Origin of the sequence: Paracnuella aquatica (assembly GCF_003332885.2) — a bacterium.
Classification (GTDB): domain Bacteria; phylum Bacteroidota; class Bacteroidia; order Chitinophagales; family Chitinophagaceae; genus Flavisolibacter; species Flavisolibacter aquaticus.
Genome location: NZ_QOWJ01000019.1, coordinates 36842 through 57409, shown reverse-complemented (window position 1 = coordinate 57409; position 20568 = coordinate 36842). Strand labels below are relative to the sequence as shown.

Sequence of the window (20568 nt, the reverse complement as noted above, 5' to 3'; positions counted from 1 at the left end):
AAAAAAACTAAACCAATAGCCAACCAAAGAAAGCAAACAGTATAGAAGTAAACCACAACAAAAAGAAAACCACCGCAATAATCAAAAATGCAAGTCTAAAGGACAGCTAATAAAAGGAAACAGTTTACTACAGGTACATTTGTGAAGCACAATAGTGATACAGAACGTACAAGTGTGCGACGCAACAAAAGCATAATAGCATTACCACAGGTGGCTACATAAAAAAGCTTCCATCTCTTGAAGAGATGGAAGCTTTAATCAAATCGATCAATTTCTATTTTGAGTTAATTGGACAATCGTTTTATGCCTGTTCCTGTATCTCCAACAAACTTTCACCTGCAGCCAGGATGGTTGCATCGAGGTCTTCGTAAGTAAGTGCGTTGTTGAGGAACCAGCTTTCAAACGCCGATGGCGGCAGGTAAATACCGCGGCGCAGCATGGCGTGGAAAAACTGTGCGAACAGGGTGTTGTTGGCCGATGCAGCAGTAGCAAAATCCGTAACAGGTTTATCGCTGAAATGCACCGATATCATGGAGCCCAACTGGTTGATGACATATGGAATGCCACTTTTGGAAAACACGCTATCGAGGCCACCACGCAGGTATAAAGTTTTGTCGTCGAGCTCTTGGTAGTATTGCGGATTGTTGTTCAACTCACTTAATAGGGTATAACCTGCAACCATCGCCAGCGGGTTGCCGCTGAGGGTTCCGGCCTGGTACACATTGCCCAGCGGCGCGATGTATTCCATGATCTCACGTTTACCCCCAAACGCACCAACAGGCATACCGGCACCAATTACTTTTCCGTACGTTACGAGGTCGGCATCAACCTGCAGACGTTGTTGTGCGCCGCCCGGAGCCAGGCGAAAGCCGGTCATTACTTCATCGAAAATCAATACGATACCTTCCTGTGTACACAGCAGGCGCAGTCCTTCGATGAAGCCAGGTTCAGGTAAAATGCAACCCATGTTGCCAGCCACCGGCTCGATGATGATGGCTGCGATTTCGTCTTTATTTTGCTCGACGAGTTGCTGCACCACTTCCAGGTTATTATAGGGCGCTACCAATGTATCGTTGGCAACGCCGGCCGTTACGCCGGGCACTTGCTGAATACCAAATGTAGCCACCCCACTGCCGGCTTTTACCAGGAACGAATCGGCATGGCCGTGGTAGCAACCTTCAAACTTGATGATTTTATTTTTACCCGTATAGCCACGAGCCAGCCGCACCGCACTCATGCAAGCTTCGGTGCCGGAGGAGGTCATGCGAATAAGATCTACGTTGGGCGCCATGCTTTTGATCAGTTCGGCCATGTCGATCTCCAGTTCGGTGGGTGTGCCAAATGAAGTAGACTCGGTGGCTTTTTGCTGGATGGCTTTTACCACCAAATCATGCGCATGGCCAAGTATCATGGGACCCCAGGAGGCGATGTAATCGATCAGGCGGTTGCCATCTTCATCGTATAGATAAGCGCCTTTTGCCCGCTGGATAAAAACTGGCGAGCCGCCGACGCTTTTGAATGCTCGTACCGGCGAATTAACGCCACCGGGAATGGAGGCCTGGGCTTTTTCGAATAGTGCTTGGCTTTTGGAAAATTTCATCTGTATGGTTTTATTTAAACCACAAAGACACGAAGGGACAAAGTTGCACGAAGCCCTTTGTGTACCTCCGTGTCTTTGTGTCTTAGTGGTTCAAAAGTCTAACTGCATCTTTTGCAAAATACGTTGCGATCAAATCGGCGCCGGCACGTTTCATCGAAGTCAAAGTTTCGATGATGGCTTTTTCTTCATCGATCCAGCCCATTTTTGCGGCGGCTTTGATCATGGCGTATTCGCCGCTGATGTTGTAACAGCTTACCGGTACATCCACCGCATTTTTTACTTCGCGGATGATATCGAGGTAAGACAGCGCCGGTTTTACCATTACAATATCCGCGCCTTCTTCTACATCCATAATGGTTTCCTTGATGGCTTCCTGCCGGTTGGCATAATCCATCTGGTAGGTTTTTTTATCGCCAAATCCTGGCGCACTGTCCAGCGCATCGCGGAAAGGGCCATAAAAGCAGGACGCATATTTGGCGCTGTAGGCCATGATGCCGGTTTTGGTAAAATTGCTTTGCTCCAGCGCCTGGCGAATGGCGGCAATACGGCCGTCCATCATATCGGACGGGGCAACGATATCGGCGCCGGCTTCGGCGTGGCTCACACTCATTTGGGCCAGCACTTCCACAGTTGCATCGTTTACAATTTCACCCCCTTCTACAATGCCATCGTGGCCAAACGAAGAGTATGGGTCCAGGGCCACATCGGTCATCACCACCATTTCGGGTACGGCATCTTTAATGGCGCGGATGCTGCGTTGCATCAAGCCATTGGGGTTGATGGCTTCGGTGCCCTTATTGTCTTTTGTTTCGTCGTCGGCTTTTACAAACAGCAGTACGCTTTTGATGCCCATGCTCCAAAGCTCTTTCACCTCTTTTACAGTGAGATCCAGCGAGCAACGGAAGTAATTAGGCATGGAGGCGATCTCCGTTTTTACGTTTTCGCCTTCATCAATAAATATGGGGGCAATAAAATCGTTGGGTGTAAGTACAGTTTCTGCAACCAAACTACGTATGGCAGGAGACTGTCTTAATATCCTGTTTCGTCTTTGTAAATACATAAGATCTCTGATGTCTGATTTTAAGATTTCTGATTTGCGATGCTCGTTTTTGCTGTTTTATCGGTTGCAGCAAAAGTTGCAGTCAGTTCATTGGCCTCAATCAGCAGGTATTTGATCGTTTGGCCCACTCCAGTCGTTCTTCTTCAGTAGGCCCGGTTGCAACCCACTCACGGGGATGCATACACGCATCTTGCAAGTCGGCTTCCGGTGAGCCGGGCTGGGGCTGGTAGTTGTATTCAAACCGTACTGTTGGCGGCAGGCTCATTAAAATACTTTCAATGCGGCCATTTGTTTTGAGTCCAAACAGTGTACCGCGGTCATGTACTAAATTAAATTCGGTGTAACGTCCACGGCGTATTTCCTGCCAGTGTTTATGTTCGGCTGTAAAAGGCAGGTGTTTTCGTTTTTCCACAATGGGCACATAAGCGGGAATAAATGCATCGCCGCAAGCCTGTCCAAAGCCCATCCAGAAATCGACGTCCCGTTCTTCATTTGGCTTTTGGTAGTCGTAAAAAATACCACCAATACCGCGGCGTTCTCCATTGCGGTGATGATTCACAAAATAATCATCACATACTTTTTTGAACTTTGGATAGAATTCAGGATCAAAGCGATCACACACTTCTTTGTATGTCTGGTGAAAATGTCTTGCATCTTCTTCAAACAGGTAATACGGTGTAAGATCGGTGCCGCCACCAAACCAACGATCGATGGTTTCGCCCCTTTCGTTGTACAACTCGAACATGCGGTAGTTGCAATGCACCGTGGGCACAAAAGGGTTGCCCGGATGCAGCACCAGTGAAAGGCCGCATGCAAACCAGGCGTGCCCATTTATCTTTAGCTGCGTACGCATGGCATCGGTTACTTCACCAAACACAACCGAAGTATTCACACCTCCTTTTTCGAACACAGCACCATTGGCAATCACACGGGTTTTGCCGCCTCCACCTTCGGGACGCTCCCACTTATCCTCTATAAATTTGGCGCTTCCATCCGCAGCTTCCAACGCCGCGCAAATGCGGTTTTGCAAATCGTGGATGTAGGAGAGCCATTGTTCTTTTATAGTGCTCATGGATGTTTTTATTCGTCAAACGTGAAACGTCAATCGTCAATGATGCAGCAATTTGGTGAGCATGCTAAAAGTTCTATTGACAAGTTCCGACAAAGACTTTTGGTCAAAGCCGGAGAAATAGCCAAGGCTTTCTGCCACATCAAAAGCCGCATCTATCTCGATCAACGATCCACGCGATATTTCAAAAAATCTTTTCCGCTCTACTTCTGATTTACGAGAGGCTCCTTCTGCTATATTCAACACTACCGACAGTGCAGCCCTCCTGATTTGCTGCACCATATTAAATCGCTCCTCCGGAGGCAAGTGCCTGGTAAACCTGTAGCACTCATGAGCAAATTGCTTCGCTGCGGAGTATACGTCAAGCTGCTGATGATTTAGTTGCAAAAACATTTTTTATCCAAAATAGTAATAGCGAAAATGTGGTGCAACCTTCACCTTTCACGTTTGACGTTTCACGCCTCACGATCCGTATTCCTTCACCGCTTCCACAAACGCCTTGGCATGGTCCACCGGCACATTGGGCGTGATGCCATGCCCGAGGTTGGCGATGTAGCGTTGGGTGCCAAAACCATCAATCATTTCCTTAACCGTTTTCTTGATCTCGGGTATTGGCGCCAGCAGTTTTGCCGGATCGAAATTGCCTTGCAGCGTGATGTTGCCGCCGGTCCATTCACGGGCCAATTTAGGATCAACGGTCCAATCCAATCCAATACCCGAAGCGCTGCTTTGCGCCAAATCTTTTAACGCATACCAAGTACCTTTCGGAAACAGGATAACCGGTGCATGCTTGCTAACCGCATCGGAAATCTGCAACAGGTAAGGCTGCGCAAATGTTTTAAAATCGGCAGGACTCAGGGAGCCTGCCCAGCTATCAAAAACCTGCACGGTATCGGCGCCTGCTTTGGTTTGCGCAATCAGGTAATCGATGGTGATATCGGTAATTTTTTGCAACAAGCGATGCGCTAACTCGGGCTGTGTGTACGCAAATTGTTTTGCCTTATCCCATGTTTTAGAACCCTTACCTTCTACCATGTAGCAGAGGATGGTCCAAGGTGCACCTGCAAAACCAATGAGCGGTGTGCGGCCGTTCAACTCTTTTTTTGTCAATGTCAATGCATCCAGCACATATTTGAGGCTTTCTTCCGCACCAGTAGTAATCAGCGCATCAATGTCGGCAGCTGTTTGCATTACTTTGGGTAGCGATGGGCCTTTACCTTCTTCCATCAATACTTCCACGCCCATGGCCTGCGGAATCACCAGGATATCGGAGAAAATAATGGCGGCATCCACACCTACCTGTTCGATGGGCTGCAGCGTAATTTCGGTAGCCAGTTCCGGCGTTTGCACCCTGGTAAAAAAGTCGTACTTGGCTTTCAGCTTTAGGTAATCGGGCAGGTAGCGGCCGGCCTGGCGCATCATCCATACGGGCGGACGTTCAACTTGTTCGCCACGCAGGGCACGGAGCAGCAGGTCATTTTTCAGTGGAGTCATGCTCTATTTGGTTTTGATTGCTGAAATAATCCATCATGTCTCTTACGAGGCCTTCTTTCGACGGACTATTGGCAACGTATATGCGATTTTGTGTGTACGTGTTCAATGCAGCGGCAGTAGTATGCCCAATTGCAAACAAAATGGTGCCTTCGGGCAAAGTGTTTTCTTCGAAAAACGCATGTACCGCACTGGGGCTGTAAAACAGGATGCCTTGGTACTCTTTTGTCAGCTTTTGCGGCAATGAAATGGTGCGGTACACAACTACTTCGTTCAGCTCAATACCCGCATCCCGCAACTTGCCCGGCAGTTCATCGCGACGGATATCGCCGCAGAAAAAAGTAACCGCCGTCTCGCCGTTTTTAATAATGGCATCAGCAAGGTCGCCGCCATATTCGGCCGTGCCCGATACGGGCCCAAGGTGCTGCTCCACCAGTTGTTTGGTGGTATTGCCAATGGCATAAATACGCCATGCAGGCTTTTGATCAATATGCTGCCGCACTACATCCACCGCGTTCATGCTGGTAAATGCAATGGTGCCGCTTCGTGCAGCAGCTTTCTTTATTTTTTGCGCCACCTCCTCACTGTTGATGGGCTCGGTATCAATAAACGAAAGGCATTCGATGTGAAAGCCTTTTGCTGCCGCTTCGTTCAGTAAATCTTCCGAAAGCGGCCGGGTGCTTAATATGGTCCAATCAGTTTTTTCCATTCCGTACCTGCTGAACAATTCCATTGACTAAGGGTTGGTTCAGGAGCTCATTTGCAAGAAGCACACCCAATGTGGCTGCATCCTCAGGTGTGGCTTCTTTTTCAGCTTCTATCATCTGGCCGCCATCCGGGGCGCAAATATTGCCCCGCAAATGCACCTTGCCATTGCGCATTTGCGCCAGCGCACTGATGGGTGTAGAGCAGCCGCCCATGAGGGTGCGCAAAAAGTCGCGTTCCGCCTGTACACACAGTGCCGTTTCCCCATGGTGAAAACCTTGGCAGGCCTCAAATGCACGGTCATCCCCTTTACGGCACACTACCATGATGGCGCCCTGTGCGGGTGCCGGCAGCATCCAGTCGAGGTTAATAGCCTTTTCGGGGCGCAGATTAATGCGCTCCAATCCTGCAGCAGCGAAGATGGCGCCGTTCCAGTTGTTTTCGGCCACCTTGCGCAAGCGGGTATTTACATTGCCCCGCAGGTTTTCAATATTGTGGTGCGGATAGCGATGTTTCCATTGCGCAATGCGGCGGATGGAGGAGGTGGCGATGGTGAAGGGAGTCGTGAAACGTGAAACGTCAGACGTCAAAGGATTAGCTACGGCGGAAACATCTTCACGTTTGCAGATTGACATATCACGATTGACGATTGACGATTGACGATTGACGATTTGCCATTCACCATTTACAAATCCCAGCGCTTCGAGGTCGGCCTCATTTTTATAAACAAAAATGTCTTTATAAGAAGCTCGTTCCAGCACGGCGGCCTGCTGCAGGCCATTGGCTAGTTGGGTTGGCACATCTTTCATAGAGTGCACGGCAATATCAATGCGCTTTTCCAGCAGCGCAATATCCAGCACTTTGGTAAACACACCGGTAACGCCAATCTCGTAGAGCGGCGTGGTGAGGTTAATGTCGCCTTCGCTTTTCATGTACACCAGCTCGGAGGCAATTCCTGCTTGCTTGAGTAAATCCTGCACCAGGGTGGCCTGCCACACAGCCAGCTGGCTGTCGCGGGTGCCAATGCGTAAAGGTTGTTCCATCATGATTGGGCTGCGCCGGAGGTCATAAATTTATTGATGGCTTCGAAGTAGTGGCAGGCTCCGCCGTTTTTTACGCGGATTTTGCTGGCCATATCGTTGATCACACGCTGGATACGGGCTTCGGCCTCTTTGCTGCAACCGTGCACACAACTCAGGTATTCGGGGTTGTTGTGCAGTTCCTTCATTTTCAGCTTGGCGGCTTTCAGCAGCGGCGCATGGCGGCGCATTTGCTGCCAGTCTTCAAACTCGGTCATGCATTCAGCAATAATGGCTTTTGCCTTGGGCACTTCGGCTTCGCGTTTTTTCAGCGTTTCATCTTTCAGCTTCGAAAGCTCATCTACGTTTACGAGGTGCACGTTGGGCAGGGCCTGCGCATCGTCGGCTACATTATAAGGAATGGAAAGATCAATAATCAGTTTATTGGAACCACCTTCCAGGTGTTCTTTCAAAATGGTAGGCTCGGCGGCATTGGTAGCCACCAGGATGATATCAGACTGTTCGATCTCGGCTTTAAGATCAGCAATCGGTGCCGACTTCAAGCCCAGTTCAGCAGCCAGCTCGGCCGCTTTTTCCGGCGAGCGGTTGATGAGGGTAATATTAGTGGTGCCGATATAATCGACCAGGTTTTTGCAAGTGTTGCGGCCAATTTTACCTACACCTAACAGCAAAATATTTTTCTCTGAGGGGTTGGCCACCAGGTTGCGGATGTACTGCACCGCGGCAAACGAAACGGAAACGGTACCACCGCTCAGCTCGGTATTATTTTTAACCAGTTTGGAAGATTGCAGCACCGAATTGAGGAGGCGTTCGGTAAATGCACCTACAAAGCCGCGGTCTTTGGCAAACTTGGATGCGATTTTAATTTGACCCACAATTTCATAATCACCCAAAATCTGCGAGTCAAGGCCGGCGGCCACGCTATACAGGTGCTCGATAGCGGCGCAGCCATTTTTTACATATGCTAATTGGGAAAATGTTTCGGCGGAACCAATGGTTTGCGAGCAAAGCAGCTGGATCAGCTGGCCCGCGTGGTGGGCAAAACCATACACCTCGGTGCGGTTGCAGGTGGACAAAACAAACAATTCGCCCAGACCGTTGCTTTTGGCTGTGGTCAGCAAAGCTTCGTATTGGTCGTTATTGATGGCAAACTGGCCGCGGATGGAAGCGTCGGTTTTTTTATAGTTGATGCCTACAATAAAAAACTGATTGAGGTGCTTGTAGTGGTTTGTATCCATTCTTCGTCGTTGGTAAAGTCGCAGGGCAAAGGTAGTTTGGTGCGCCCTTTAAGGCTAATCCGAATGTCATTGATGTGTCATTTCGCCAGTTGATTTTCATCAGGTTGCGCATTAGCAAGGATCAATTGAACAATTTTAGGCACCAAATGTCAAAGGGATTTCGGATTACCGATTTCGGATTGCAGTTATTGCTCATAAATAAAAACGCACTGAATTTTTCAGCGGTTCTGAATTCCGAAATCGGCAATCCAAAATCGCCTTTACTTTTGTTCCACCTAAATGTTACCATGAAAAGAGCTGTTGTACTGATGAACCTGGGATCGCCCGACTCTACCGAGGTGAAGGATGTAAAACGTTACCTGAACGAGTTTTTGATGGATGAGCGGGTGATTGACAAACCTTGGCTGCTGCGGGCACTGTTGGTGCAGGGCATCATTGTTCCGTTCCGGGCGCCCAAGTCGGCGGAGGCTTATAAGTCCATCTGGACGGATGAGGGCTCGCCGCTGCTGGTCATTAGCCGGCAACTGCAACAAGCTTTGGATAAAGAAATTGACGAGCCGGTAACCATTGCCATGCGCTACGGCAACCCATCACCCAAAATGGCGTACGATGAGTTGCTGCAGCAAAACGGCGACCTGGAAGAAGTGATCCTGGTGCCGCTGTACCCGCATTATGCCATGAGCTCGTACGAAACGGCCGTGGAATACGCCAAGGAGCAGCACCGCAAAGGCGGCTACAAGTTTAAACTGACCACGCTAAAGCCTTATTACGACGACGAAACATACCTTAACGCCTTATGCGCAAGCATGAAGCCTTACCTGGAGCAGGAGTACGACAAAATATTGTTTTCGTACCACGGGGTGCCCGAACGCCATATTAAAAAAGGCGACATTACCGGGAAGCATTGCCTGCAAGTAGCCAATTGCTGCGATGTAGCATCGGAGGCGCACCAGTATTGCTACCGCCACCAGTGCTGGGCTACTACCAAAGAAGTGGTAAAACGATTGGGCATCCCGGAAGGCAAATGGGGCTTTTCGTTCCAGAGCCGCCTGGGCCGCGATCCGTGGCTGCAGCCCTACACCGCCAAGCGGCTGGAGGAGTTGCCGGGTGAAGGAGCAAAAAAATTGCTGGTGGTTTGCCCCGCATTTGTAAGCGACTGCCTGGAAACCCTGGAGGAAATTGCCGAAGAGGGAAAGGAAAGCTTTATACATGCAGGCGGCGAATCGTTTACCATGATTCCCTGCCTCAACGTGCACCCGCTTTGGGTGGGCGCCCTCAAAAAATGGGTGGCCGAGTTGGCTTCCGGCGACAACTCCATGAAGCTGGGCAAAATGGTGCACGAGCTGGCGTGAAGCAGTTTAAGGTTTAAAGTTGTTCGGTTTGTTCAATAAGGTTCAATGACGTTCAATGAGTTGTTGACGCATGTACCTTTTGAACATATTAAACACGTTGAACCATTTGAACAACCTTAAACCTTAAACTTTAGACTTTAAACACCCAAACTACAAACCCAAAACGCCCCTCCCGTGTACCTCTACCTCAAAGCCCTGCACATTATTTTCGTGGTAACCTGGTTTGCCGGGATGTTTTACATTGTCCGCCTGTTTATTTACAACACCGAAGCACAGGAGCGGCCCGACCCGGAGCGCAGCATTTTAGGCAAGCAACTGACCCTAATGACCCAACGGCTGTGGAGGGGCATTACCTGGCCGTCGGCGATACTTACACTGATTTTTGGGCCTTGGGTAATGTGGCAGGGTGGCTGGTTCAACACGGTTTTTACTGAAGGCGGCCGCTGGCTGGCCGTGAAGATCCTGTTTGTGGCCGGGTTGTACGCTTACCATTATTCGCTCCACGTTATTTATAAGCAGGAAATGCGCGGCGTTTTTAAATACAGCTCGCAAAAGCTGCGGGTCTGGAACGAAGTGGCCACCATCTTTTTAGTTACAGTGGTGATCTTGGCTACAGTTAAAACCAGTGTTTCCTGGCTTTGGGGTTTGCTGGGATTGATAGCGTTTATTGTGGTGCTGATGAGTGCCATTAAAATCTACAAGAACATCAGGGCCAAAGGGGCCTGAGCGGCACAAAAACATCGCACCATTTTCCTTCTATTACTTTTCCGGCACTGCCGCCGGGCTCACATGCGCCAAATATTGCAAAAATTACAACAGCGAAAGCGGCCAAACAGGTGGCCCGCCGCAATTCTTCCCCTTTGCTTTCCTTACCTTTAGCCCCATTTTCAAAATCGTATTATTGTCCATATGGCCAATCGTTATAAAGAATTCAAGCACCTGAACCTGCCCGCCATCGAAAAAGAAGTACTCGACCGCTGGGAACGGGAGGAGGCTTTTCAAAAAAGTGTTTCGCTGCGCGAAGGCGCACCTTCTTTTGTTTTTTACGAAGGCCCGCCTTCCGCCAATGGCATGCCCGGTATTCACCACGTTATTTCCCGCACGCTGAAAGACCTGGTGTGCCGCTACAAAACGGCCAAAGGTTTCCAGGTGGAGCGCAAAGGCGGCTGGGATACACACGGCCTGCCCGTAGAGTTGGGCGTGGAAAAAGAGCTGGGCATTACCAAGGAAGACATCGGCAAAACCATTTCGGTGGCCGAATACAACCAAAAATGCCGTGAAGCCGTACTGCGCTACAAAGACAAATGGGACGACCTGACCACGCAGATGGGCTATTGGGTGGACCTAAAAAATCCATACATCACCTTTACCAATGAGTACATCGAAAGCCTGTGGTGGTGCCTGAAGGAGTTGTATAAAAAAGGCCTGCTGTACAAAAGCGTTTCCATCCAGCCTTATTCGCCTGCTGCTGGCACCGGCCTCAGCTCACATGAGCTGAACCAGCCCGGCACCTATAAAATGGTGAAAGACACCAGCGCCACAGTGGGTTTTAAAGTGGTGCAAAACGAAAAGAGCCAGTTTCTTTTTAACGCTGCTAACTCCGAACTTCAGACTGGCGACTTAGAACTCTACTTTCTCGCCTGGACCACGACCCCTTGGACGCTGCCTTCCAACCTCGGCCTCACAGCCGGGCCGGATATTGATTATGTGTTGGTAAAAACATTTAACCCCTATACCTACCAGCCGCAGCATGTGATCCTGGCAAAGGCGCTGCTGCACAAATATTTTAAAGCCGAAGGCGAAAACGCCGACTTCTCCTCTTATGCCGAAGGCGACAAGGTGATACCATATAATATTGTATCTCAGTTTAAAGGCCGCCAGCTTGAAGGCGTCGAATACGAGCAACTGCTGCCTTACGAGGCCAACTCGCTGGAAGCCATCCGTGCCATTACCCCCGATGCGCAGCCGTTCCGGGTGCTGATGGGCGATTTTGTGACTACTGAAGATGGTACCGGCATGGTGCACACAGCCCCTGCCTTTGGTGCGGATGACTATAAAGTCGGCAAAAAGTACGGCATCGGCATCCTAACGCTGGTGGACCGCGAAGGCAAATTTGTGGACGGCCTCGGTGAGTTCAGCGGCCGTTTTATCAAGGATTATAAAAATCAGGCTGATTACCAGGATGTGAACGTGGACATCTCCGTAAAATTAAAACGGGAAGGCCGCGCCTTTAAAGTAGAAAAATACGAGCACAGCTACCCCCACTGCTGGCGCACCGATAAGCCGGTGGTATACTACCCGCTGGATGCTTGGTTTATTAAAACTACGGCACTGAAAGACCGGATGGTGGATCTGAATAAAACCATCAACTGGAAACCAGCCGCCACAGGCACCGGCCGTTTTGGCCAGTGGCTCGAAAACATGGTGGATTGGAACCTTAGCCGCAGCCGCTACTGGGGCACACCGCTGCCCGTTTGGCGCACCGAAGATGGCAGCGAGGAAAAATGCATTGGCTCTATTGCCGAGCTGAACGAAGAAATTGTAAAAGCCAACCAGGTGCTGGGCGGCGATGTAAACAAAGCTTACCTGCACGACGGCATTCTGGACCTGCATAAACCTTATGTAGATGAGGTGGTGCTGGTTTCATCCACCGGCCAGCCCATGCGCCGCGAGCCCGATCTCATTGACGTATGGTTCGACTCGGGTGCCATGCCATATGCGCAGGCACATTTTCCGTTCGAAAACCGCGAGTTTTTTGCCAAAAACTACCCCGCCGATTTTATCTGCGAAGGTGTGGACCAAACCCGCGGCTGGTTTTATACCCTGCATGCGCTAGCTGCTATGCTTAAAGAGTCGGTGCACGAAGTGCTGAAAGAAGACGCCTACCTGGGTGATGTAGATAAAGAATATCCCGGCCTGGCGTATAAAACGGTGGTTTCCAACGGCCTGGTGCTGGATAAGAACGGCAACAAAATGAGCAAACGCCTCGGTAACGTGGTGGATCCGTTCAAAACCATCGCCGATTTTGGCGCCGATGCCACCCGCTGGTACCTCATCACCAATGCTTCGCCCTGGGATAACCTAAAGTTTGACCTCGAAGGCATCAAAGAAGTGCAGCGCAAGTTTTTTGGCACCTTATATAATACCTACCAGTTTTTTGCACTTTATGCCAATGTGGACGGTTTTGCCTTTAAAGAAGCGCCCATCCCCGTAGCCCAGCGGCCAGAAATCGACCAGTGGATATTGTCGAGCTTGCAAACATTGGTCCAGAAGGTAACCACCGCATTTGATGAGTACGAACCTACCCAGGCTGGACGATTGATTGAGGATTTTGTGGACGAGCAGCTCAGCAACTGGTATGTGCGCCTCTGCCGCCGCCGGTTTTGGAAAGGCGAGTACGAAGGTGATAAAATTGCTGCGTACCAAACCTTGTACGAGTGCCTCGAAACAGTGGTGCGGCTGATGGCGCCCATTTCGCCCTTCTTTGCCGATGAGTTGTTCCTCAACCTCAATGCGGTAAGCGGCCGCTTTACCGAGGCTTCGGTACACCATGTGCTATTCCCGGTTGCCGACGAGTCGCTGATCGATACGCTGCTGGAAGAACGGATGGCCCTAGCGCAGGATGCTTCCTCGCTGGTCCTGTCGCTGCGCAAAAAAGTAAACATCAAGGTGCGGCAGCCGCTGCAAAAGATCCTGGTGCCCGTGCTCAACGGCTCCATGGAAGACCAGCTGCGGCAGGTGGAGAACTTAATTTTAGCTGAGGTAAACGTAAAAGAAATTGAATACCTCACTGATACCGAAGGATTTATTAAAAAGAAGATCCGGCCCAACTTTGGTGCGCTGGGCAAAAAACTAGGCCCGAAAATGAAGGCGGTTTCCGGTGCTTTGGCCCAATTTGGTCAGCACGAGATTGCTTTATTTGAAAAAGAAGGCCGATATTCACTCCCCGTTGACGGCGATTTTGTTGAGCTTGTTTTAAGCGAAGTGGAGATCACTTCGGAGGACATCCCGGGCTGGACCGTAGCCAGCAAAGGGGCCCTTACCGTGGCGCTGGACATCAACATTACGCCTGAGCTGGAACAGGAAGGCAATGCCCGGGAATTTGTGAACCGCATCCAAAAAGTGCGCAAAGACAGTGGGTTTGAACTCACTGATCGCATTTTGGTTAAAATTGGAGACGCCGACGGGCTTGAGTCATCACTTATTAGATTTGAAAACTATATTTGTACGGAAATTTTGGCAGACAAGCTGGAGTTTATTCCCCATCTAACCGATGGCACAGAAATAGAAGTGAATGATAAAACGCTGAAAGTCATCGTTTCTAAAATTTAGCAACCGTATGGCCACAAAAAAAGCAGCCTCAAAGAAAACAGCCAAAGCTGCAGCACCGGTAAAAAAAGCCGTTGCCAAAGCAGCCCCGGCAAAATCTGGTGCATCAAAAACCGGTAAAGCCACAACAGCCAAGCCTGCCCCTAAAGCAGTGCCCGCTCCAAAAGCGGCTGCTAAAAAAGCTGCGCCGGAAAAGGCCGAAAAACCCGCCGCTCCGAAAAGTGCAGCACCCGCCAAAACGGTAAAGGCTCCGGCCAAAGCGGTTGCTGTCCCCAAAAAAGCTGCGGCTAAAACAGCACCGGCCAAAGCTGCCCCTGCCAAGGCAGCCCCTAAAACCAGTGCGCCTGTGCAAAAACCAGTAGTAGCTGCGCCAACAACAGAAGAAGTGAAACCTGCAATAAAGCCGTTGGAAACCACCCCCGCCAAAAAAGCGGCGGCCGCACCGGCTAAAAAGGCTGCGAAAGAGCCCAAACCTGTTGTGATTCCTAAAACCAGCACCAACAAGGCTGTGAAGTACGAGCCAGAATTTACCAAATCCGTTTTAGACACACAAAATCAGGAGCCATCAGGAGGACCCACCATGAGATATTCAGACGCCGAGCTGCAAGAATTCCGCGACCTTATCAACCGAAAACTGGACGCTGCCAAAAAAGAACTGGCTTATCTGCAAGGACTGATTACCCGCAAAGACGGTAGCGGCGACCTCGACGAGGGCAGATATATGACTATGGAAGACGGTACCATGAGCATGGAACGCGAACAGTTGAGCCAGATGGCCAGCCGCCAGATCCAGTTCATCGACCACTTGGAAAAGGCCATCATGCGAATCGAAAACAAAACCTATGGCGTGTGCCGCGTAACCGGCAAACTCATTGAAAAAGCCCGCCTGCGTGCCGTGCCCCACGCCACGCTGAGCATTGAGGCCAAGCAAATGATGAATAAATAAGGACCACTTTAAAAAATACGGAAGCCCTGCACCTGCAGGGCTTTTTTTGCGCCGTGCTGCAACGGGCAAAAAGTTATGACGGGTGTTTGGCGGTTCAATGATGCATTTAAATAACTTACAGGCCCGCTTAATAACCACCTTTACCGCCCGGCTTATGACCATCAATTTTAGCTACAATAAAAAGCAGGTGCTGCAGGCCCTGCGCTATCATTTTCTTTCGCGCCGCGAAATAAGGCTGATGATCATCCTGGTAAATGTATTTGCGTTTGTGGCTGCTACTTTATTTTATTTAAAACAAGTAACGCCGCTGGCGTTCCTGGTCAGCTCGCTGCTGTGGATCGTGTTGATGATTACTTTTTGGTTTTTACTGCCCGGTGCCGTATACCGCAGGGCTTCCACTTTCCGCGATCATTTTACCATGCGGTTTACCGAAGAGCAGTTTTCGTTGGGCAATGAGCGGGGCTCCCGTGCCTGGCCGTGGAATGCGCTGAAAACATTTATGGAAACCCCCAACTTCTTCCACCTCTATTTCGACAGCCGTTCTTTTTTCCTGGTGCCCAAAGATTCCTTTGCCAGCCGCGATGAAGTTTCAGAAATGCGGCAATTGTTGAAAAACAAGGTGGCAGCGTAGGGATGTCGAACAGAAGGCCAAGGAATTTCGAACAGATGAAGTCAGTTGAGAATATCGAACAAGGAACAAGGAATGTCGAACCGCAGAAGGGAATGACGAATTAGAAATGATGGGTTATGAATTAGTGAGCCGGTTTTTTGAGGGAAAAATACAGAATGTTGATACAAAGCAACCAATAATAAAAAAGTAGGCATAGCCCACACCTTTTGGTCATGCAACATTTGAACCGGGAAATATTTGGGCGTAGCCCAAACCCATCGAACGGGCTCCTTGCTGCAATATTTCGGTGGTTCACCGGGTTGATCTACGATCAACCGAAATAATCGCAACCGGTAAAGCCATTTTCTACAAACAGGTTTGGGCTACGCCCAAGTGTTGGATATCAAATAGAATATCGAATACAGGAACAAGTGAATTATAAATGTTGAATTATGGATTATGAATTTGTCAGTAGCCCAATAATCCATAATCAATAATTCATCATCCCCTTCGACATTCCTCAGAGCTCTTTCTCCATCACATAGTGCGGGATGGTGATTTCCTGAAATTCGGCTCCGCTTACCCGGTAGCCCATTTTTTCGTAAAACCCGATGGCGTTCTTACGGGCATGCATGGTTATTTTTTCGTAGCCCTGGTCGCGGGCCAGGTTTTCGGCAAACTGGATCAAGGCCTTGCCCACACCTTTGCCCTGCAGGTCGTTGCGTACCGCCATCTGGCGCAGCCGCACGGTTTTGGGGCCTTCTTCCACCAGCATGCAGCAGCCCAGCATCTTGCCATCGTCCAGTGCGGCCATCATCAGGTTGCCCTGTTCGCGTTCCAGTTCTTCCGGCGTAAACGTAAGCCCCAGCGGGCGGCGTAATATTTCATCGCGCAGCCGCACCATTTCCCGGTAATCGCTAGTGCCGTAATCAATTATTTTCAATGCCATGCTGTATGTTTGTGTGCCGTCAAGTTACAAATATCTCGGAAACGGGCCAATTGAAAATGACCTTGTTATAGGCTGTAATCCGCCATAGCAAAGGATTTGGCGGGTATTTTTGCACAAGGGGCTAATTATTTTAAAAACTTCTATTTTTGCACCACTATAACCAAACTTTTACATCATGTCAGACATTGCAGCAAGAGTAAAAAAGATCATTGTAGACAAGCTGGGCGTTGACGAAGCGGAAGTGACAAATGAGGCTTCTTTCACAAATGACCTGGGTGCCGATTCGCTCGACACGGTTGAACTGATCATGGAATTCGAAAAAGAATTCAACATCTCTATTCCCGACGAGCAGGCTGAAACCATTACCACTGTGGGCCAGGCTGTTTCTTACCTTGAAGAGCACGCTAAATAAGAAAAACATCATTATCAGCTCCGTTACCCAAACGGAATAAACTTAATTACCCGCCTTTGACTGAAAAGCAAAGGCGGTTTTCACTTAGTAAATCCGAAATAAATTACCCGGAATCCAAAGCACAGCCAGTAACATTGTTGGCTTTGGATTTCGGACTTTATTTCTTTTTCCTTAAAAAAACAGGGTGCAGGCAAATATGCAATTAAAGCGGATTGTAGTAACAGGAATGGGTGCTCTTACACCATTGGGCAACACGGTTTCCGAATTTTGGGACAACCTACGCAATGGCGTAAGCGGTGCTGATTTCATCACACAGTTTGATGCGTCGAAATTTAAAACAAGGTTTGCCTGCGAAATAAAAGACTTTGAACCCACCAACTTCCTCGACCGCAAGGAAGCCCGCAAAATGGACCGCTTTACACAGGTAGCCATCGTGGCTTCCGACCAGGCGGTGCAGGACGCCGGCATCAGCGCCGAAAACGTAAACCCCGACCGCGTAGGCGTTGTATTTGCCTCGGGCATCGGCGGCCTGATTACGTTTCAGGAAGAGGTAACTAATTTTGCCAAAGGCGACGGCACCCCCCGATTCAACCCATTCTTTATCCCGAAAATGATCCTGGACATTGCTGCCGGCCACATTTCGATGCGGCATGGTTTCCGTGGACCCAACTTTTCGGTGGTAAGTGCCTGCGCCTCGGCTACCAATGCCATGATGGAAGCCTTCAACCTCATTCGGTTGGGCAAGGCCGATATTATTATTACCGGCGGTGCCGAAACGGTTATTTCCGAAGCAGGCATTGGCGGCTTCAACGCCATGAAGGCCCTCAGCGAACGCAACGACGACCCCAAAACAGCCAGCCGTCCTTACGATAAGGACCGCGATGGTTTTGTGATGGGTGAAGGCGCCGGCGTGCTGGTGTTTGAAGAATTGGAACATGCTCTGGCCCGTGGTGCTAAAATTTACTGCGAAATTGGCGGCGCCGGCGCTACAGCCGATGCGCACCACCTGACGGCTCCGCACCCCGAGGGGCTGGGCGCCAAAAACGTAATGCTGCAGGCACTGGAAGATGCCGGTATGCTACCAACCGATATTGATTACATAAACACCCACGGCACCTCAACCCCGTTGGGCGATGTAGCCGAAGTAAAAGCCATCCAGGCGGTGTTTGGCGAGCATGCATACGAGCTCAATATTTCTTCTACCAAATCAATGACCGGCCACTGCCTTGGTGCCGCCGGTGTTATTGAAGCCATCGCCTGTATTCAAAGTGTGCAGCACAATGTGGTGCCGCCTACCATCAACCATTTTACGGACGATCCGGAACTGGACCCACGGCTGAACTTTACTTTTCACACAGCGCAAGAACGTGTGGTAAATGCCGCCCTGAGTAATACATTTGGTTTTGGCGGGCACAATGCTTGCATGATTTTTAAAAAATATTCTGCTCCAACGGTTGGATAGGCAGGAAGTATTAAAAAGCGCATGTCCTTTGTGGGTTTCTGGACCAGTTTGTATAAAAAGCACGCAGGCTCTTCGTTCAAGAAAAGCCTGAAAGCAATATTGGGGTACACACCCGGCAACGTGTCGCTGTACCGCATGGCCCTTACCCACCGCTCCATTAAAGAAACATCGGCCGAAAACAATGAACGCCTGGAGTACTTGGGCGATGCCATCCTTAGTGCCGTTATTGCCGATTACCTGTTCAAGCGCTATCCATATAAAGAGGAAGGTTTTTTAACCGAAATGCGCAGCAAGATGGTGAATCGGTCGCAGCTCAACGACATTGCGGTAAAAATGGGGCTCAAAAAAGTTACCGTTTTCAATAAGTCGGATGCCTCGCTGAAAGCCAGCCAGATTTTTGGCAACACGCTGGAAGCTCTGGTGGGCGCCATTTACCTGGACTTGGGTTATAAAAAAACAGCCAAGTGGGTGGGCGAACGCATCATTATGCCGCACATGTTTGTAGACGATCTGGAGGTAAAAGAAATCAACCACAAAAACAAACTGTATGGGTGGGCCAACAAAAACGGCAAAAACCTGGAGTTTGAAACCCTGAACGAACAAATGCAAAGCGGCCGCAGGCTGTTTACTGTAGGCGCGGTGATCAACGGCAAAGTGGTGGCCGAAGGAAAAGCCTACAACAAGAAAGACGCTTCGCAAATAGCAGCGCAACTGGCCGTGGAAAAACTGGGCATTGTTAACGCGGACTCGCCTACCAATTCATTGTAACCAACTTATTGCCTTTGGGCAAAACGGATGCACCTGCTGCATCCGTTTTTTTATGCATCATACTTCGAGATTGTACATAATATGCTTGCAGCACGACCTTCCCATTTCACCAAAACTTATCACCTGATTTTACTTAGGTGGCTAAGTGTTTTTCTAAGGGTTTGCCCAATTCACTTAGTGGGCAACGATGTATGTATTTAGGTAAAAACAACGCCAGCCTGAAATTTTTTAAGCTCATCAATAAACATGCATTTTTATTCATTTATATAATGAGCTGCGGGAACACTTTTTAAAATTTACGTTTAAATAAATATGTGTTTTTACTATGCAACTAAGTAAAATCACTTGCCTAAGTAAAAACCCTAGCTATATTTGCATCAGCAAAGTAAAGGAGCTACTTAAATACCCCTAGAAAACAATCAGCACTTTACTTAGCGCCCCTAAAGAAAACTTTAAGATCAATCCGTACTCATGAAGAATTTTTACACTACCCTCATTGCTATTGCCCTCTTTTTTGGTGCTAATGCCCAGCAGGTAAACCAACTGCTTGCCAGCAATAACATTGCTGATGCAAAAAGCTGGAGCCAAAAGCGCATGCCCCTCACCGGCGATACCGTTGTGATTCCCTCAACCGCTGTCTATACCATTAAGGAAGACGTAGATTTTTCCAAACAAGATATTTATGTAAAGGTGGAAGGCAAGGTTACCCTGGATAAAGCCACCATCAAATTGAGCAACAACTCCGAGCTGGTGCTCACCAGCAAAACAGCCTCAATCAATGCTACCAGCGGCAAAGGCAACAGCATCATTTTTGTAGGCGGCGCCGAAAAATATAAAGGCAGCCAAGGCCTGGAGGTTGGCCCGGCTTACATCAACAAAAACGTAAGCACCTTCACCGAGTTTACCCCCACCACCTTGCCCGTAAAATTCATTGGCTTTTCGGTAGCCCGCGCCACTACCGGCTCCATGGTAAAGTGGGCCACTTCCGAAGAGATCAACGCCAGCCACTACGATGTGGAGCGCAGCGAAGACGGCACCAACTGGAAAAAGATTGCAGCGGTATTTGCCATCGGCAACTCCACCAATGTAAACAGCTACAGCTACACCGACCGCAGCTCGGTAAACCGCATCGCTTATTTTCGCATCCGCCAGGTTGATATCGATGGCCGCTTTACTTATACTGCAGTAAAAACCATCACCACCGCCAACACGGCTGCTGCACAGGTTTCTATCAGCAGCACCACCGGCAACTTTGTACTCATCCAACTGGCACAACAAATCAGCACCCCGGTGCAAGTGCGCATCATCACGATGAACGGACAGGTGGTGTCGCAGCAGGAGTTTAAACAAACCGGCAGCCAAATCATCCTGCCAAAAGGTGCTGCAGCTTCCGGCGCTTACATTGTAAGCCTTACCGGCGGCAGCAACCTGAACGTATCAAAGCAGGTAATGCTGTAAAAAATTGAGGATTGAACTTTTTCGATAGGCGCGTTTAACAAAAGATGCCCCGGCCCAGTGCCGGGGCTCTTCATTTATA

General features: G+C 49.4%; 19 protein-coding genes. 9 read left to right on the top strand and 10 right to left on the bottom strand.

Annotation, left to right across the window (positions count from 1 at the left end; translation table 11 throughout):
* Positions 1–301: 301 nt before the first annotated feature.
* The 8 genes from hemL to hemA all read right to left on the bottom strand — a co-directional run bounded on the left by hemL (position 302) and on the right by hemA (position 8203).
* The gene (gene hemL / locus DRJ53_RS19810) at positions 302–1600 is read right to left on the bottom strand and encodes a glutamate-1-semialdehyde 2,1-aminomutase (RefSeq protein WP_114237406.1); all 1299 of its coding nucleotides are present in this window, start codon (positions 1598–1600) and stop codon (positions 302–304) included.
* A gap of 82 nt (positions 1601–1682) precedes the next feature.
* Complete coding sequence (hemB, locus tag DRJ53_RS19805; RefSeq protein ID WP_114237405.1) at positions 1683–2660, bottom strand: porphobilinogen synthase; 978 nt, start codon at positions 2658–2660, stop codon at positions 1683–1685.
* A gap of 100 nt (positions 2661–2760) precedes the next feature.
* Entirely contained in the window at positions 2761–3732 is a 972-nt protein-coding gene (hemF, locus tag DRJ53_RS19800) for an oxygen-dependent coproporphyrinogen oxidase (protein ID WP_114237404.1), read from the bottom strand.
* Between the two features lie 36 nt (positions 3733–3768).
* Positions 3769–4122 (bottom strand): four helix bundle protein, encoded by a 354-nt coding sequence (locus tag DRJ53_RS19795; RefSeq protein ID WP_114237403.1) that lies wholly within the window; start codon positions 4120–4122, stop codon positions 3769–3771.
* Between the two features lie 69 nt (positions 4123–4191).
* On the bottom strand, positions 4192–5223 hold the full coding sequence (hemE, locus tag DRJ53_RS19790; RefSeq protein WP_114237402.1) for a uroporphyrinogen decarboxylase: 1032 nt from the start codon (positions 5221–5223) through the stop codon (positions 4192–4194).
* Positions 5204–5929 carry a uroporphyrinogen-III synthase gene (locus tag DRJ53_RS19785; protein WP_162303938.1) on the bottom strand — a complete coding sequence of 242 codons (726 nt, stop codon included), beginning with the start codon at positions 5927–5929 and terminating at the stop codon, positions 5204–5206. Before DRJ53_RS19785 ends, hemE begins: the two co-directional genes overlap by 20 nt.
* Entirely contained in the window at positions 5916–6971 is a 1056-nt protein-coding gene (locus DRJ53_RS19780; protein WP_241558641.1) for a hydroxymethylbilane synthase, read from the bottom strand. The genes DRJ53_RS19785 and DRJ53_RS19780 overlap by 14 nt, the downstream gene beginning before the upstream one ends.
* Positions 6968–8203 carry a glutamyl-tRNA reductase gene (gene hemA, locus DRJ53_RS19775; RefSeq protein ID WP_114237400.1) on the bottom strand — a complete coding sequence of 412 codons (1236 nt, stop codon included), beginning with the start codon at positions 8201–8203 and terminating at the stop codon, positions 6968–6970. Before hemA ends, DRJ53_RS19780 begins: the two co-directional genes overlap by 4 nt.
* 287 nt (positions 8204–8490) lie before the next feature.
* Between hemA and hemH the strand changes: the two genes are divergently transcribed.
* The 3 genes from hemH (at position 8491) to ileS (ending at position 13887) form a co-directional block, all read left to right on the top strand.
* Positions 8491–9555 carry a ferrochelatase gene (gene hemH, locus DRJ53_RS19770; protein WP_114237413.1) on the top strand — a complete coding sequence of 355 codons (1065 nt, stop codon included), beginning with the start codon at positions 8491–8493 and terminating at the stop codon, positions 9553–9555.
* A 174-nt stretch (positions 9556–9729) separates the two neighbouring features.
* Positions 9730–10281, top strand: a complete 552-nt coding sequence (locus tag DRJ53_RS19765; protein WP_114237399.1) for a CopD family protein — start codon at positions 9730–9732, stop codon at positions 10279–10281.
* A 183-nt stretch (positions 10282–10464) separates the two neighbouring features.
* Positions 10465–13887 carry an isoleucine--tRNA ligase gene (gene ileS, locus DRJ53_RS19760; RefSeq protein ID WP_114237398.1) on the top strand — a complete coding sequence of 1141 codons (3423 nt, stop codon included), beginning with the start codon at positions 10465–10467 and terminating at the stop codon, positions 13885–13887.
* On the opposite strand, the gene DRJ53_RS21755 is transcribed toward ileS, so the two are convergent.
* Positions 13822–14388, bottom strand: coding sequence for a hypothetical protein (locus tag DRJ53_RS21755; RefSeq protein ID WP_241558637.1), 567 nt, complete (start codon positions 14386–14388; stop codon positions 13822–13824). The genes ileS and DRJ53_RS21755 overlap by 66 nt on opposite strands.
* Before the next feature lie 76 nt (positions 14389–14464).
* On the opposite strand from DRJ53_RS21755, the gene DRJ53_RS21750 reads away from it, so the two are divergent.
* Positions 14465–14830: a TraR/DksA family transcriptional regulator gene (locus DRJ53_RS21750; RefSeq protein WP_240040693.1), complete on the top strand. Its 366-nt coding sequence runs from the start codon at positions 14465–14467 to the stop codon at positions 14828–14830.
* Positions 14831–14984: 154 nt separating this feature from the next.
* Positions 14985–15461 carry a YcxB family protein gene (locus DRJ53_RS19750; protein WP_114237412.1) on the top strand — a complete coding sequence of 159 codons (477 nt, stop codon included), beginning with the start codon at positions 14985–14987 and terminating at the stop codon, positions 15459–15461.
* Between the two features lie 499 nt (positions 15462–15960).
* On the opposite strand, the gene DRJ53_RS19745 is transcribed toward DRJ53_RS19750, so the two are convergent.
* Positions 15961–16389: a GNAT family N-acetyltransferase gene (locus tag DRJ53_RS19745; RefSeq protein WP_114237396.1), complete on the bottom strand. Its 429-nt coding sequence runs from the start codon at positions 16387–16389 to the stop codon at positions 15961–15963.
* Positions 16390–16564: 175 nt separating this feature from the next.
* Here DRJ53_RS19745 and DRJ53_RS19740 point away from each other — a divergent pair, with 175 nt between their 5' ends.
* The 4 genes from DRJ53_RS19740 to DRJ53_RS19725 all read left to right on the top strand — a co-directional run bounded on the left by DRJ53_RS19740 (position 16565) and on the right by DRJ53_RS19725 (position 20489).
* Positions 16565–16801, top strand: a complete 237-nt coding sequence (locus DRJ53_RS19740; RefSeq protein ID WP_072835589.1) for an acyl carrier protein — start codon at positions 16565–16567, stop codon at positions 16799–16801.
* A 196-nt stretch (positions 16802–16997) separates the two neighbouring features.
* On the top strand, positions 16998–18263 hold the full coding sequence (gene fabF / locus DRJ53_RS19735) for a beta-ketoacyl-ACP synthase II (protein WP_114237395.1): 1266 nt from the start codon (positions 16998–17000) through the stop codon (positions 18261–18263).
* Between the two features lie 21 nt (positions 18264–18284).
* Positions 18285–19031, top strand: a complete 747-nt coding sequence (gene rnc / locus DRJ53_RS19730) for a ribonuclease III (protein WP_114237394.1) — start codon at positions 18285–18287, stop codon at positions 19029–19031.
* A 471-nt stretch (positions 19032–19502) separates the two neighbouring features.
* Positions 19503–20489, top strand: coding sequence for a T9SS type A sorting domain-containing protein (locus DRJ53_RS19725; RefSeq protein WP_114237393.1), 987 nt, complete (start codon positions 19503–19505; stop codon positions 20487–20489).
* Positions 20490–20568: the final 79 nt, after the last annotated feature.

Bases quoted from the DNA above. Each gene is read 5' to 3' on its own strand.
- hemL (WP_114237406.1), bottom strand. From the start codon at position 1,600: ATGAAATTTTCCAAAAGCCAAGCACTATTCGAAAAAGCCCAGGCCTCC.
- hemB (WP_114237405.1), bottom strand. From the start codon at position 2,660: ATGTATTTACAAAGACGAAACAGGATATTAAGACAGTCTCCTGCCATA.
- hemF (WP_114237404.1), bottom strand. From the start codon at position 3,732: ATGAGCACTATAAAAGAACAATGGCTCTCCTACATCCACGATTTGCAA.
- DRJ53_RS19795 (WP_114237403.1), bottom strand. From the start codon at position 4,122: ATGTTTTTGCAACTAAATCATCAGCAGCTTGACGTATACTCCGCAGCG.
- hemE (WP_114237402.1), bottom strand. From the start codon at position 5,223: ATGACTCCACTGAAAAATGACCTGCTGCTCCGTGCCCTGCGTGGCGAA.
- DRJ53_RS19785 (WP_162303938.1), bottom strand. From the start codon at position 5,929: ATGGAAAAAACTGATTGGACCATATTAAGCACCCGGCCGCTTTCGGAA.
- DRJ53_RS19780 (WP_241558641.1), bottom strand. From the start codon at position 6,971: ATGATGGAACAACCTTTACGCATTGGCACCCGCGACAGCCAGCTGGCT.
- hemA (WP_114237400.1), bottom strand. From the start codon at position 8,203: ATGGATACAAACCACTACAAGCACCTCAATCAGTTTTTTATTGTAGGC.
- hemH (WP_114237413.1), top strand. From the start codon at position 8,491: ATGAAAAGAGCTGTTGTACTGATGAACCTGGGATCGCCCGACTCTACC.
- ileS (WP_114237398.1), top strand. From the start codon at position 10,465: ATGGCCAATCGTTATAAAGAATTCAAGCACCTGAACCTGCCCGCCATC.
- DRJ53_RS21750 (WP_240040693.1), top strand. From the start codon at position 14,465: ATGAGATATTCAGACGCCGAGCTGCAAGAATTCCGCGACCTTATCAAC.
- DRJ53_RS19750 (WP_114237412.1), top strand. From the start codon at position 14,985: ATGACCATCAATTTTAGCTACAATAAAAAGCAGGTGCTGCAGGCCCTG.
- DRJ53_RS19745 (WP_114237396.1), bottom strand. From the start codon at position 16,389: ATGGCATTGAAAATAATTGATTACGGCACTAGCGATTACCGGGAAATG.
- DRJ53_RS19740 (WP_072835589.1), top strand. From the start codon at position 16,565: ATGTCAGACATTGCAGCAAGAGTAAAAAAGATCATTGTAGACAAGCTG.
- fabF (WP_114237395.1), top strand. From the start codon at position 16,998: ATGCAATTAAAGCGGATTGTAGTAACAGGAATGGGTGCTCTTACACCA.
- rnc (WP_114237394.1), top strand. From the start codon at position 18,285: ATGTCCTTTGTGGGTTTCTGGACCAGTTTGTATAAAAAGCACGCAGGC.
- DRJ53_RS19725 (WP_114237393.1), top strand. From the start codon at position 19,503: ATGAAGAATTTTTACACTACCCTCATTGCTATTGCCCTCTTTTTTGGT.